Origin of the sequence: Pseudorhizobium halotolerans (assembly GCF_902153235.2) — a bacterium.
GTDB classification, from domain to species: Bacteria; Pseudomonadota; Alphaproteobacteria; order Rhizobiales; family Rhizobiaceae; genus Neorhizobium; species Neorhizobium flavum.
In genome coordinates this window covers 364420-377657 of record NZ_CABFWE030000016.1, presented here as the reverse complement: position 1 = coordinate 377657, position 13238 = coordinate 364420, and the positions used below count along the sequence as shown (strand labels likewise).

General features: G+C 62.5%; 10 protein-coding genes. 5 read left to right on the top strand and 5 right to left on the bottom strand.

The features are described from left to right. Nucleotides 1-81 precede the first annotated feature (81 nt). The gene (locus FN060_RS22105; protein WP_142590062.1) at nucleotides 82-558 is read right to left on the bottom strand and encodes a BA14K family protein; all 477 of its coding nucleotides are present in this window, start codon (nucleotides 556-558) and stop codon (nucleotides 82-84) included. Nucleotides 559-713: 155 nt separating this feature from the next. Here FN060_RS22105 and FN060_RS22100 point away from each other — a divergent pair, with 155 nt between their 5' ends. The 3 genes from FN060_RS22100 to FN060_RS22090 are packed head-to-tail and all read left to right on the top strand — an operon-like array spanning nucleotide 714 to nucleotide 3801. Beyond that, nucleotides 714-1322 carry a DUF6656 family protein gene (locus FN060_RS22100; protein WP_142590061.1) on the top strand — a complete coding sequence of 203 codons (609 nt, stop codon included), beginning with the start codon at nucleotides 714-716 and terminating at the stop codon, nucleotides 1320-1322. Nucleotides 1323-1374: 52 nt separating this feature from the next. Next, entirely contained in the window at nucleotides 1375-2352 is a 978-nt protein-coding gene (locus FN060_RS22095) for an L-threonylcarbamoyladenylate synthase (RefSeq protein ID WP_142590060.1), read from the top strand. Between the two features lie 15 nt (nucleotides 2353-2367). Beyond that, nucleotides 2368-3801: an FAD-binding oxidoreductase gene (locus FN060_RS22090; RefSeq protein WP_142590059.1), complete on the top strand. Its 1434-nt coding sequence runs from the start codon at nucleotides 2368-2370 to the stop codon at nucleotides 3799-3801. A 24-nt stretch (nucleotides 3802-3825) separates the two neighbouring features. Here the strand turns inward: FN060_RS22090 and FN060_RS22085 are convergent, their stop codons facing one another. Continuing rightward, on the bottom strand, nucleotides 3826-6150 hold the full coding sequence (locus FN060_RS22085) for a DUF1217 domain-containing protein (protein WP_142590058.1): 2325 nt from the start codon (nucleotides 6148-6150) through the stop codon (nucleotides 3826-3828). Nucleotides 6151-6428: 278 nt separating this feature from the next. Between FN060_RS22085 and FN060_RS22080 the strand changes: the two genes are divergently transcribed. Further along, nucleotides 6429-6995 (top strand): DUF6101 family protein, encoded by a 567-nt coding sequence (locus tag FN060_RS22080; protein WP_142590057.1) that lies wholly within the window; start codon nucleotides 6429-6431, stop codon nucleotides 6993-6995. Between the two features lie 60 nt (nucleotides 6996-7055). Here the strand turns inward: FN060_RS22080 and ubiA are convergent, their stop codons facing one another. From ubiA to FN060_RS22065, 3 genes are all read right to left on the bottom strand, one after another. Beyond that, complete coding sequence (ubiA, locus tag FN060_RS22075; RefSeq protein WP_142590056.1) at nucleotides 7056-8009, bottom strand: 4-hydroxybenzoate octaprenyltransferase; 954 nt, start codon at nucleotides 8007-8009, stop codon at nucleotides 7056-7058. A gap of 58 nt (nucleotides 8010-8067) precedes the next feature. Further along, entirely contained in the window at nucleotides 8068-9324 is a 1257-nt protein-coding gene (locus FN060_RS22070; protein WP_142590055.1) for a cyclopropane fatty acid synthase, read from the bottom strand. 153 nt (nucleotides 9325-9477) lie between these two features. Beyond that, nucleotides 9478-11784: a Tex family protein gene (locus FN060_RS22065; RefSeq protein WP_142590054.1), complete on the bottom strand. Its 2307-nt coding sequence runs from the start codon at nucleotides 11782-11784 to the stop codon at nucleotides 9478-9480. Between the two features lie 146 nt (nucleotides 11785-11930). On the opposite strand from FN060_RS22065, the gene purD reads away from it, so the two are divergent. After that, nucleotides 11931-13196, top strand: a complete 1266-nt coding sequence (purD, locus tag FN060_RS22060; RefSeq protein ID WP_142590053.1) for a phosphoribosylamine--glycine ligase — start codon at nucleotides 11931-11933, stop codon at nucleotides 13194-13196. The last annotated feature ends 42 nt before the right edge of the window (nucleotides 13197-13238 follow it).

The window sequence follows — 13238 nt, the reverse complement described above, 5'->3', positions numbered from 1 at the left end:
TTAACGCCAAGCACAGTTAAACCTGTCAAACGAGACAAGCCGCCCCCAAGGGAGCGGCTCATCGTGGCATACGCAACTATATCAGGAGTAGGGCGAGTTGCATTGGCGACGCGGCCCGTTATACGGCTGAAACGTGTTGTCGGAGGCGCGATAGGAGCGATAGCGGCTTTCGCACCACTGGTAATGGCGCGCGCTGTGGCCACCACTCGGCCGGGCCTGAGCCCCACCGCCGATGATCGCACCTGCGGTGAAGGCGGCCAGCGGGAACCAGAAGCCGTTGTAGTAGCGGTATCCCGGTCGACGCTCCCGATAGCCGCGGTATCCGTTATAGTAGCCCGCCCGATAGCCGCGGCGGTAGTCGCGGCGAGCCTCCCGGCGGTCCCATCGGCGATCGTAGCGGCGTTCCCAGCGGTCACGGTACTGCACGTCGGTGACGAGTCCCTGCGCGCTCGCGGCCGGGGCGGCCGGCAACGGCATCGCCTGGACCGGCACATAGGTGGTCACGGTCACGGCAAGCGCCGCTACCATCGTCGTCAGGCGAAACTTGAACTTACCCATGGTTGGCTGTCTCCTCTTTTCCTTCGATCGGCGGAAAAACGGAGGAAGCGCCTGTTCGTTCCCGTGCGGTCCGGCAGGGTTCCAGCGCTCCGATACGCATGATTAACCATAGCTCGCTACCATCTGCGCCGACGCAAGACCGAGGGAAGCAAACGGTGCAGGCAAGTGCGAAGCGGCGTTACTACCAGAACCAGGCGCCGCGGCGCCTTTCCGCGACCAGCGCGGCACATCATTCCGAGTTCCTGCGGACGGGCAGGATCGATCGTACCGCGCCGACCTGGGATCGCGAGACAAAGCGCTACCTGAGCTTCGAGGAAGTCGCCGAAAGAACCAACAGGAAGCTGGTGCGGGCGGGCGAGACGACCCATGAGAGGCTCAACGCCTTCCATGAAGCGATACGCTTCCCAAAGGTTATATTCTCCAGGGCGTTCGAGGAAATCCCTCATCTCGGCTATTGCCATGTCACGACGGCGAGCACCCGATTTGCGCAGAGAGGGCCTGTCCACTGGTCCTTCTACATCGCCAATTTCTCCTCCGACATTAGCGAGAGCTATCCCTTCTTCGAGAATATCCGTAGCGGTAATGTGCGGATGTATTTCGCCGTCGCCTATGAAAAGGCGGCGGGCGACACACTCCGCATAGATCGATCGATGCGGAAGGATGGTCTCCTGTTCCGTACCGCAAATCCCCGCGAAGCCATGAAGAACCTTCTTCTTCTCGGGGCCCCAAGCCAGTCACTCCGGACGATGATCAAAAAGCTCTAGGCCCCGAGCTTTTGCATTGCCGACGCGGGCGATTACGCGTTAGGACACGCACATGACGGCCAGGATCATCCATCTGCGAAGCGATGAGGAAGACGCCCTGCACGCGGCTGTGGACACGCTGCGCGAAGGTCTGCCCGTGGCCCTTCCTACGGAGACCGTCTATGGCCTTGCGGCGGACGCGACCAATCCGCTCGCCCTGACACGGATCTACGAAACCAAGGGGCGCCCCCGTTTCAATCCGCTGATCTGCCACATGGCGGATTTCGCCATGGCCGAGCAGCACGCGCTGTTCGACCCGGTCTCCCAACGCCTCGCCGAGCATTTCTGGCCCGGCCCACTGACATTGATCCTGCCCCTGAAGGAGGGGACGCCCATCCACCCGCTGGCGACCGCCGGTCTCGCTACGGTGGGCGTGCGGGTTCCGGTTGGTTTTGCGGGCTCGGTGATCCGCCGGCTCGGCAGGCCCCTTGCTGCCCCGAGCGCCAACACATCCGGGAAGGTGAGCCCTACGAGCGCGCAGCACGTCGCAGAGGACCTGGGTGAGAAGCTGGCACTGATCATCGACGGTGGGGCAGCACCTGTCGGCGTTGAATCAACCATCCTCTGCGTCGAGGGAAACACGGTCCGGCTTCTGCGCCCAGGCGGGGTCTCCGCCGAGCAGATCGAAGCCGTGACCAGGCTGCCGATCGTTCGCCAGGAAGCGCCGACCGCGACGATCGAGGCGCCCGGGATGCTGGCTTCGCATTACGCCCCCGGCGCGCCGGTCAGGCTGAATGCGGTCGCCGTAGGGCCAGATGAAGCACTGATCTGCTTCGGCAACCAAGAGGTTGCCGGGCAGAACGAGGCCGCCGCCCTCTTCGACCTCAGCCCCGCAGGTGACCTGGCGGAAGCCGCAGCCAACCTCTTCGACTATCTGAAGAAGGCAGATGCGATCAGGCCGCGCGGCATCGCCGTCGCAGCAGTCCCGAACGAAGGTCTGGGCGAGGCCATCAACGATCGGCTCGCGCGCGCCGCCGCGCCACGAAGCTAGCCAGGGAGCGCGCGTATGGACTTGCCCGGCATTTCTTCGGACATTCTTAGCCGCTTTGCGGCGGTCGTCGGGCCGGCCAACGTGCTGCGCAGCGCGGAGGACATTGCGCCTCGCCTCGTCGAGAACCGCGGCCTGTACCGGGGCGCCTCCCCGATGATCCTCAAACCGGGCTCTACCCGCGAAGTCGCCGATATTCTCCAGCTAGCTACCGAGACTCGGACGCCGATCGTTCCCCAGACCGGCAATACCGGCCTTGTCGGAGGACAGGTGCCACGCGAGAGCGGGACTGACCTGATCCTTTCCCTCGAGCGCATGAACCGCATCCTGGATGTCGATCCCGTGGCAAATGTTCTTGCCGCGGAGGGCGGTGCCATCCTTGCGGAGGTCCAGCACGCGGCCGAATCCGTCCAGCGCCTCTTTCCGCTTTCGCTCGGGTCGGAGGGCTCCTGCCGCATCGGCGGCAATCTCTCCACAAATGCCGGCGGCACGGCCGTCCTCGCCTATGGCAACATGCGCCAGCTTTGCCTCGGTCTCGAAGTGGTGCTGCCGACGGGCGAAATCTGGGACGGCATGCGGCGGCTGAAGAAGGACAATACCGGTTACGACCTCCGCGACCTCTTTATCGGCGCAGAAGGAACACTCGGCATCATTACCGGCGCCGTGTTGAAGCTCTTCCCGCAGCCGGTCGGCCGGCAGGTCGCGCTCGCCGGCCTGACTTCACCAGCCGATGCTCTGCACCTCTTCGAGAAGGCATCGAACCTCTGCGGGACATCGTTGACCGGGTTCGAACTCATGCCCCGTCTCGGGGTCGAGTTCACCACGCGTCATATCGAAGGCGTTCGCGATCCCCTCTCGGAGCCGCATCCCTGGTACGCGCTGATCGACATCTCCACATCCGACTCGGCCGAGACTGCCGAAACCATGGTCCATGCACTGCTGGAATGGGGCCTGGAGACGGGGCTCGTGCGGGATGCCGTTATCGCCAACTCTGTAGCGCAGCAGAAGGCGCTCTGGCACATGCGCGAGAGCATGTCGGATGCGCAGAAACCAGAGGGGGGGTCGATCAAGCACGATGTCTCCGTTCCGGTCTCGAGCATCCCGCGCTTCATGGAGGCGGCGGACGCGGCGGTCATGGGCGCCATCCCAGGCGCCCGCATCTGCGCGTTCGGCCATCTGGGCGACGGCAACATTCACTACAACATCTCCCAGCCCGTCGGTGCCGACAAGGGTGCCTTCCTGGCCCGGTGGCACGAGATCAACGAGATCGTCCACGGGATCGTGTTATCGCTCAATGGCTCGATCTCTGCCGAACACGGCATCGGTCAATTGAAACGCGATGAGCTGGCCCGAATCCGCCCAGCAATCGAGATAGATCTGATGCGTCGCATCAAGCGCGCCTTCGACCCCGCCAACATCATGAATCCTGGCAAGGTCATCGCAATCGAATGACATGGGCGGCGTGTTGTTGCGGTCCTAGCGACGAACCTGAGACAAGGCCCACAATGTATCGGCGCTGATGCCGGTATAGGCGCCGCTTCCCGTCAGTATGTCGACCGGCGAGGGCCCGGTCACGCCGTTCTCGAGGTCATACATGATGGTGAAACGCTGGATCATCTTGCGAACCTTGTCCGGATCCTTGAGGTCGTTCAGGTCGAGGTTCTTCTCGACGATCTTCGCCTGCTGATCAATGTCCATGGCACCGATTTCGCTGGGCAGGCTGAAGGTTACCCTGAAGAACTCCATCAGGGCCTCGTCACCCAGGATACTGTAGGCGTCGGTGACTGTATCGACCATCCGCTCGAAGTAGAGAGCAAGCCGCACCCCGGCGTTCTCCTCGCCTCGTTCAATTTCGAGGGTTTGCCGAAGATAGAGGTTCTGCGTTTCCAGCACCTTGCCTCGCCCTTGCACGGTCGTATGCAAGTCGCGATCAAGATTCCCGTTCTCGTCGAAGTTGAAGGAGCCCAGAAGCTCCGCATAACTCCTGTCGGGATACTGATTCACGAAGCTCTTGGGATCGTTCAGGTCCGACGTGAATATCTGCTTGAGGAAGTCGTCCGTCGCGGTTGATGGGTCGATCCCCTTCGCCGTCAGCACGAAATCGACCAGGCGGCGATCGCCCAGGAATTCGCTGAGCGTCTTTATGCTGGCCATTGTCTGCGTGTAGTAGCTCGATTCGGCGTCCGCCTTCTTGCGCGCCGCCTCCTTCTCGTCGTCGCGAAGAAAGCGGGTCTGCTCGACGATGTAGGCCTTGGCAGTCTCGGTGATGGTTGCCATCGACTGAGCCTGGACCGGAGCAGTGATTCCGCCGTCCCTGGTGAAATTGAAGGCCTGCGCCAGAGTCAGGTAGCGTTCGTCCTTCAGGCGGTAGACGTAGCTCTTGGGGTCGGAAAGGTCGCTCTTGAGCACGTTCTTGAGCGTCAGCAGAGAGACCGAGTCTGGATCCAGTCCCACAGCCTGCAGGGCAAAGCCATAGATCGCCTTGTCCGACAGGAAATCCTCAACAGACTTCACCGCCGCCATCTCCGACTTGTAGAGCTTGATCGCCTTTTCGTCCGCCTCTTCCTGCTTGTCGTCATAGCGGCTGAAGTAATGGTTCGACGTCAGCGACGTCTGCGCGGCGGTCTGTGCGACCAGTCCATCGAGGCTGCCATCGGTGTTGAAGTTGAAGGCGTTCGCAAGCTCCAGGTACTGAGGCCGATCCTTGCCGTAGAGATTGGCATAGCTGTTCGGATCCGATAGGTCGCTGGTCAGGATCTGCTCCAGCGTCGACTTGACCACGAAAAGCTCGTTGAGGTCGAACGCCTTGCGGACGTAATCGTAAAGTCGCGGATCGTCCAGCAGACCATCGACACTGGTGACCGTCGGGATCTTCTCCTCGAAATAATCCCGTTCGCGAAGCGCCGAGGCCTGCGTCTGGCGCGGCCGGCTGAGCAGGTAGAGGTCGGTGATCGCCTCCAGCTGTTGTTCGGTCTGTGCAGAACCCTTCGCCGATGTGCCGTCGACGGCAAATTCGAACGCTCCAGCGAGATCGATGTGGGCCTGGGTTGACTTGATGACCTTCTGGTAGCCGGCGATCTCCAGCTTGAGGGATGCCTTCTTGTCCACATGCTCCTTGGAATTGGTACCAAGGGCAGCGAGTTCCGCCTGGGCCGTCGACAGCTTGGCCGTCAGATAGGTCATCTGATCCTTGAGCACGGTGTTGGTGTAGCTGGCAGGATCATCCTTGTCGCTGCTCATGGCGCTCCGGACGACCTGATACGAATAGACGCTGTCATCTATTCCCAGCGACTCGAAGAGGTATCGGCGCAGCCTGTCATTGCTCAGGATGTCATCCACATGATCGACCTGCGCCATCATGGCCGTGTAGTAGCGCGTCTCCTCCGCCACCTTGTCCTGGGTAGCGATGATGCTCTGGTCGTAAAGGCCGAGTATCTCCTCCTGCTGCGCGGCCGACTGCGCAATCGCCGTGTCGCTTGAGGAGAAATTGAAGGCGGCTGCGAATTTCTTGTACCGGTCGTCAGTGAGCAGATTGGCGTAGCTGTTCGGGTCGCTGAGGTCGCTTTCCAGCACCTTCTTCATGAAGGCCTTGGCATAGGTCATCTCCTCGAGGCCATGGGCCTTCATGGCGTAGGAGAACAGCCGGTAGTCGTCGAGAAATTCATCGATCGACGTCACCTTCCCAATGTTTTCCGCATAATAAGCCGCGTCCCGCGCCACCATGTCCTGACTTGCGACACGCTGCAGGGTCTTGAACATGTCGCGGTTGACGAGGTCGTAGCTGAGATATGTCGAAACCATGGACGGGCACTCCGGTCGCAATATTGCCGACAGCAGCATGCCCGACCTTGCTTGCCCGGGGCTTTTGCGTCCCGACGTGCACGCAAGAGAACGTGTTCACCTTCTGGAAACCGAGCAGGATTGGCGTTTGATAACCATTCGCCGAGGCAAAACTTCCTTAACCGCGATTTTTAAGCCGTCTCGCACAGAGCGGCCCGTATGGTTTGCCCATCAGAGGACAAAAGTCCCGCAGGAGAAACCGGAAACGGCTCTCAGGTAAAACAAGGGTAGCATACACGATGACAAACACGGTTCTGAAGCCTGCCTGGGCAGGCTCCACGCTCAGGCTCGACCCCTCGCGCTTTCCGCAGCAAGTCACCTATGCCCTGCGCGACACCTCCGGCGATGTCGTGATCACCATCGACTCGCGGGGGGCAGTCCTGCGCAAGACGCTGCCATCGAGCGGACTGCCCCTTTCATTCGCCCTTCCCGCCCGCGCCTTCAAGGGTGTCGCCGCACGCGCCATCGACCACGGCGACGGAGAGGTCACCGTCACGCTGGAACTGCATCACGAAGATCCGGAACTCTGCATTCCGCTTCTCGTCGCCCATGACCTCTGCGACATCGCGGCCGACTGGCGCAGTTGGTCCGAGGCCTTCCGCATTCCGATGCTGATGGTCGAGGCAGACGGCATCGCCCGGCCGCTCGAAAACCATCTGGGCGAAGTGCGGACGCATGAGGCAAGGCCTCGCCGCCGTCATTCCTATTTCGCTGCCCGCCGTCCGCGCTTCCTGGTTCGTCGCTCCACGGGAAAGCTCGGCGTGACGATGAAGATCGAGGGCAAGGAGATCATCGCGCGACGCTAGCCGATCCACCGCCGCCCCGCGCTGATGCTGGTGCCCGGCCACAAGCCGGGTTCCTGCGTTTCAGGCGAACGGCAGCGCCAGAACGAGGCCGGTGAAAATGACCGCGCCGACCCGCGTGTTGAACTTGAAGAGCTGCAGGCACTGGTCCGGATTGTCGATATCGAGGACGAGGATCTGCCAGGCGAACATGACCGCAGCCACGAACAGGCCCAGGTAGGCGATGAAGCCGACATTTGCTCCGGCATATGCGGCAAGCAGGAGCACCAGCGTCAGTCCGTAGAGGCCGGCCAGCCAGGCTTTCGTGTTGGCGCCGAACAAACGCGCGGTGGAGCGTACTCCGACGAGTGCGTCGTCTTCCTTGTCCTGGTGCGCATAGATCGTGTCGTAGCCAATCGTCCAGGCGACCGACCCCAGGTAGAGCAGGACCGGCGCCCAGGACAGGCTCCCGAACAAGCCGGCCCATCCCATCAGCGCGCCCCAGGAAAAGGCGAGCCCCAGGAAGAACTGCGGCCAGTCGGTAAATCGCTTGGCAAACGGGTAGATCGCGACGACTGCCAGCGACAGGATGCCCAGCAGGATCGCGAAGCCGTTGAACTGAAGCAGCACAAGCAACCCGACCAGCGCCTGTAGGACGAGGAAGACCTTGGCCTCGAAACGGCTCACCCGCCCCGAGGGGAGCGGCCGCGAGCGCGTCCGGGCAACCGCATTGTCGATCTCATGATCGACGAGGTCGTTATAGGTGCATCCGGCGCCACGCATGGCGACCGATCCCAGGAAGAACAGGAACAGATGGAAGACGAAGAGGCCGAGCGACAGCTCCTCGCCGCGTGCGGCCACGTTGGCGGCGAGCGCCGACGACCAGAAGCAAGGCCACATCAGCAATTGCCAGCCTATCGGCCTGTCCCAGCGCGCAAGCTGCGCATAGGGCCATGCCGGCCTCGGCAGGACGCGATAGACCCAGTTGTCGGAAGGCGCGTCGTAGACGCGGCCATTGAGATCATCCGTCTTCATCATGCAATGGTCGTAGCCCGCCTCGGGACCTGCCGCAAGGCGGGACGGACCCGGACCGCCCCTAGAAGGTAACCGGTTCAAGCGGCGGACGGGTCGCATCGAACGACTTGAGGCGCTCCTCCCGCTCAGCGATGTAGTCCCGGTTGTCCGGAACGGTCATGCGCTTCCTGGTGAGCTGCATCTGGAAGATGAAGAAGTTCTCGTGGGTAAAGGCCATCTCGGACCCCGCCAGATAGAACTCCCACATCCGCACGAAGCGCTCGTCATAGATCGAAGCCGCCTCCTCGCGCCGTGCCAGGAAACGCTCCCGCCAATGGCGCAACGTATGGGCATAGTGCATCGGCAGGATCTCGATGTCCGACACCAGCAGGCCCGAGCGTTCGACGGCAGGCATCACTTCCGCCAGCGATGGGATATAGCCCCCCGGGAAGATGTATTTCTCGATGAAGGGGCTGTTGTAGCGGGCGGGGTAAGGCTGGCCGATGGAATGCAAGACCATCACTCCGTCTTCATCCAGGACCTCGAACGCCTTTCGGAAGTAGCGCCCGAAATTCAGTCGGCCCACATGCTCGAACATGCCGACGGAAACGATGCGGTCGTATTTCGTACCCGGAGAGAGGTAGTAATAGTCCTGCAGCTCGAAGCGCACCCGGTCCGAAAGCCCGCGCTTCCGGGCCCGGTCGCGGGACACGCGTAGCTGCTCCTGGCTCAAGGTGATGCCGGTGACGTCGACGCCGGAGGATTCCGCAAGGTACATGGCCATTCCGCCCCATCCCGAGCCTATCTCGAGAACCTTCTGCCCCGGTTCAGCGAGCAGCTTTGCTGCGATGTGCCGCTTCTTGGCGACCTGCGCCTCGTACAGGCTGATGCCCGTCGGATTGAAGTAGCCGCAGGAATACTGCCAGTCCTCGTCGAGGAAGAGATTGAAGAGCTTCGCGCTGAGGTCGTAGTGGTGGGCGACGTTGCGCTGGTTGCGGTTGATCGGCACCCCGTGCCTTATGCGAGCCCCGGCGATGCGGAGAAGCCCGCGCCATATCATGCCAGGTGTCAGCACCTCGCTCAGCGTGTTGTCCTTGACGATCGCGAGCAGCTCGTAGATGTCGCCCTCCTCGAACAGAAGACGGCCATCCATATAGACTTCCGCGAGCTTCAGCTGCGGGTCCGAGGCGATCTCTTCTTCCGCCTCCGTATCGATGAAGCGGATTGCGACCGTTCGCCCGCCTCCGTCACCGAATACCTGCGAGCCGGCGGGGCCGCTGACGGTCAGCCTGCCCTTCTTGATGATCTTGGCGAGAAGTCGACGCAGGGACGAGGCCATAATTCACCTCCGAACGAAGTCTATCTTGCAGTTTAAAAAGGAGTAATTTCTTTCACCCGAGTTACAAGCACAGGAACGCCAAAAAAGATGACACAAAAACAGATGCCGTCCAACGCGGTTGAACGGCATCCTTTCATACGCATGAACAAGTTGCTAACGGCGCTTCAGAGCCTCTGCCAAGGCGGCGCCAAGGGCGCCCTGTGAGGAAACGCCCTTCGGTTCCGCTTTCATCTTCGCCGGGCTAGGACGCTGCACGTTCCGGTCGGCACCACGCGTGGCGGGCGCCGCCTCCCCTCCGTCCTTGCGCATGGTGAGCGCGATCCTTTTGCGCTTCACGTCCACCTCGACCACGCGCACCTTTACGACATCGCCGGCCTTCACGACTTCATGCGGGTCCTTCACGAAGCGATCGGCCAGCTGGGACACGTGAACCAACCCGTCCTGGTGAACCCCGATATCGACGAAGGCGCCGAAGGCGGCAACATTGGTCACCGTGCCCTCCAGGAGCATGCCGGGCTTGAGGTCGGTGATCTCATCGACGCCCTCTGCAAAAGTTGCGGTCTTGAAGCTCGGGCGCGGATCGCGTCCCGGTTTCTCCAGTTCCGCAAGGATGTCCTTCACGGTCGGCAGGCCGAACTGCTCGTCGATGAACTGCCGCGGATCGAGCTTCTTCAAGGTGGCGCTGTCGCCCATCAGCGTGCGCAGGTCGCGACCGCAGGCGGCAACGATCTTCTTCGCCACGCCATAGGCTTCCGGATGGACGGCGGATGCATCCAGCGGCTCCTTGCCATTCGGGATGCGCAGGAAGCCGGCGGCCTGCTCGAAGGTGCGGTTGCCGAGACGGGCGACCTTCAGCAGGTCCTTGCGGCTCCCGAAGGGTCCGTTCTGGTCACGATGCAGGACGATAGCCTCGGCGATCGAACGGCTGAGGCCGGAGACGCGCGAGAGCAGCGGTGCGGACGCCGTATTGAGGTCGACGCCGACGGCATTCACCGCGTCTTCCACGACCGCATCCAGCGAGCGCGACAGCTTCCCCTGGTCCACATCGTGCTGATACTGGCCGACACCGATCGACTTCGGCTCGATCTTCACGAGTTCCGCCAGCGGGTCCTGCAGGCGCCGAGCGATGGAAACGGCGCCGCGGAGCGAGACATCAAGAGTTGGGAATTCGGCTGCAGCGGTCTCGGAGGCGGAATAAACCGAGGCACCCGCTTCCGATACGATGACCTTTGTCGGCTTCGGCGCCGGCAGGCTTGCGAGCATGTCTGCCACCAGCTTCTCCGTCTCGCGGCTGCCGGTGCCGTTGCCTATGGCGATGAGTTCGACGCCGTGCTTGCGGATCATCGACGCAAGCTCCGCCTGGGTGCCACGGATGTCGTTCCGCGGCGGGAAGGGGTAGACCGTAGTCGTTTCGAGGAGCTTGCCGGTGCCATCGACCACGGCGACCTTCACGCCGGTGCGGATGCCCGGATCGAGGCCCATGGTGGCGCGCGAACCGGCGGGGGCTGCAAGAAGCAGGTCCTTTAGGTTACGGGCGAAGACGTGGATCGCCTCCTCCTCCGCCCGTTCGCGCAGCTCGCGCATCAGGTCGAGGGACAGTGAGGTGGAAAGCTTGACGCGCCAGGTCCAGCCGGCGGCCTCCATCAGCCAGCGGTCCGCCGGCCCCCTTTCGCCGATCTCGAAGGCAGCGGCGATGATGCGCTGGGCCGGCTTCACGGGCGACGGATCGTCCTGGTCGACCTCGATCGCCAGTGTCAGCACTTCCTCGTTCCAGCCGCGCAGCATGGCGAGCGCCCGGTGCCCGGGGGCGGTCGCCCAACGTTCGGAATGGTCGAAATAGTCTGCGAACTTTGCGCCTGCCTCCTGCTTGCCGTCAACAACCTTTGCCCGCAACAGCGCCCGGTCGCGCATGTGCTGGCGAAGTCGGCCGAGGAGATCCGCATTCTCCGAGATCGTTTCGGCGACGATGTCGCGGGCACCTTCCAGCGCCATCTTCACGTCGGTCACCTCTCCAGCGATATAGGGTTCCGCAAGCTTCGCCGGATCGGCTGCGCGATCGGCCCAGATCGCTTCCGCAAGCGGGCCCAAGCCTCGTTCGCGGGCGATCTCGGCGCGGGTGCGCCGTTTCGGCTTGTAGGGAAGATAGAGGTCTTCCAGCTCGGCCTTTGTGGCGGCCTTCGCCAGCCGTGCTGCCAGCTCCTCCGTCATCTTGCCCTGCGAGGCGATCGACTCGATCACCGAGGTGCGGCGCGCTTCCAGCTCCCGCAAATAGACAAGCCGCTCCGACAGGGTGCGCAGCTGCGTGTCGTCGAGACCGCCGGTCACCTCCTTCCGGTAGCGGGCAATGAACGGGATCGTCGCACCTTCATCGATCAGGCCGATGGCAGCGGTGACCTGGTCTGGCCTGGCATTGATTTCGGCGGCGATCGCGGCGGCGAGGAAACGGATGTCGGCGGCCATGGCAGGTCTCACTGGTTCAAGGGAGGCGCGACCATATCCAAACTTTGCGGCATGGCAACGTGACGAGGCGGGATTCCACAGGATGCGCTTGACCTTTCGCCCCCCTCCCCTTAACCGCCCGGTGAGGCATCAAGAGAGGGCGAGAGATGAAGGTTCTGCTGATCGGCTCCGGTGGACGCGAACATGCGCTGGCCTGGAAGCTTACCCAGTCGCCCAAGCTCACCAAGCTCTTTGCCGCGCCCGGCAATCCGGGGATTGGCGAACATGCGGAACTCGTTACGCTCGATGTAGACGATCAGACTGCGGTCGTGGATTTCTGCCGCAGCGAAGGCATCGGTTTCGTCGTCGTCGGGCCGGAGGCGCCACTGGTCGCCGGGCTTGCCGATCGACTGCGGGATGCCGGGATCGCGACCTTCGGCCCCTCCGCAGCCGCCGCGCAACTGGAAGGTTCCAAGGGCTTCACCAAGGACCTCTGCGCCCGCTACGGCATCCCGACCGGCGCCTACGAGCGCTTTACCGATGCGGATGCGGCCAAGGCCTATGTCCGGGACCAGGGTGCTCCCATCGTCATCAAGGCCGATGGGCTTGCCGCCGGCAAGGGCGTCACCGTGGCGATGACGATCGATGAGGCCATCGCTGCTATCGACGACTGCTTCTCCGGCGCGTTCGGAGCGGCTGGTGCCGAAGTGGTGGTCGAAGCATTCCTCGACGGCGAGGAGGCGAGCTTCTTCTGCCTGTCGGACGGCAAGACGGCGCTAGCGCTTGCGACTGCACAAGACCACAAACGGGTCGGCGATGGAGACACCGGGCCCAATACCGGTGGGATGGGCGCCTATTCGCCCGCTCCGGTAATGACATCCGATATGGTGGAGCGGGCGATGAAGGAGATCATCGAGCCGACCATCCGCGGCATGGCCGAGATGGGCCACCCCTTTACCGGCGTCTTCTTCGCGGGGCTGATGATCACCGAGAAGGGGCCCGAACTCATCGAATACAATGTCCGCTTCGGCGACCCGGAATGCCAAGTGCTGATGATGCGGCTGAAGAGCGACCTCCTGCCCCTCCTTCATGCGGCAGCGACCGGCACACTCGACCAGGTTTCTGCCGAGTGGTCGGACGACGTTGCGCTCACCGTGGTGATGGCATCGAAGGGTTATCCCGGGTCCTACGAGAAGAACACGCCGATCGGTCCACTTCCCAAGACAGGCGACGACGCGAAGATCTTCCATGCCGGAACGGCACTGAAGGACGGCGGACTGGTTGCAACCGGCGGACGGGTATTGAATGTGACCGCCACGGGCAGGACCGTCGCCGAAGCGCAGGCGAAGGCCTATGCGCTAGTGGACCAAGTCCCCTGGGACAATGGCTTCTGCCGCCGCGACATCGGTTGGCGAGCCATCGATCGCCGATAGATCTCTTTACAGAAGCTTAACCAGTTTTGCTGACGGGATCGC

Bases quoted from the DNA above. Each gene is read 5' to 3' on its own strand.
- FN060_RS22105 (WP_142590062.1), bottom strand. From the start codon at position 558: ATGGGTAAGTTCAAGTTTCGCCTGACGACGATGGTAGCGGCGCTTGCC.
- FN060_RS22095 (WP_142590060.1), top strand. From the start codon at position 1,375: ATGACGGCCAGGATCATCCATCTGCGAAGCGATGAGGAAGACGCCCTG.
- FN060_RS22090 (WP_142590059.1), top strand. From the start codon at position 2,368: ATGGACTTGCCCGGCATTTCTTCGGACATTCTTAGCCGCTTTGCGGCG.
- FN060_RS22085 (WP_142590058.1), bottom strand. From the start codon at position 6,150: ATGGTTTCGACATATCTCAGCTACGACCTCGTCAACCGCGACATGTTC.
- FN060_RS22080 (WP_142590057.1), top strand. From the start codon at position 6,429: ATGACAAACACGGTTCTGAAGCCTGCCTGGGCAGGCTCCACGCTCAGG.
- ubiA (WP_142590056.1), bottom strand. From the start codon at position 8,009: ATGATGAAGACGGATGATCTCAATGGCCGCGTCTACGACGCGCCTTCC.
- FN060_RS22070 (WP_142590055.1), bottom strand. From the start codon at position 9,324: ATGGCCTCGTCCCTGCGTCGACTTCTCGCCAAGATCATCAAGAAGGGC.
- FN060_RS22065 (WP_142590054.1), bottom strand. From the start codon at position 11,784: ATGGCCGCCGACATCCGTTTCCTCGCCGCCGCGATCGCCGCCGAAATC.
- purD (WP_142590053.1), top strand. From the start codon at position 11,931: ATGAAGGTTCTGCTGATCGGCTCCGGTGGACGCGAACATGCGCTGGCC.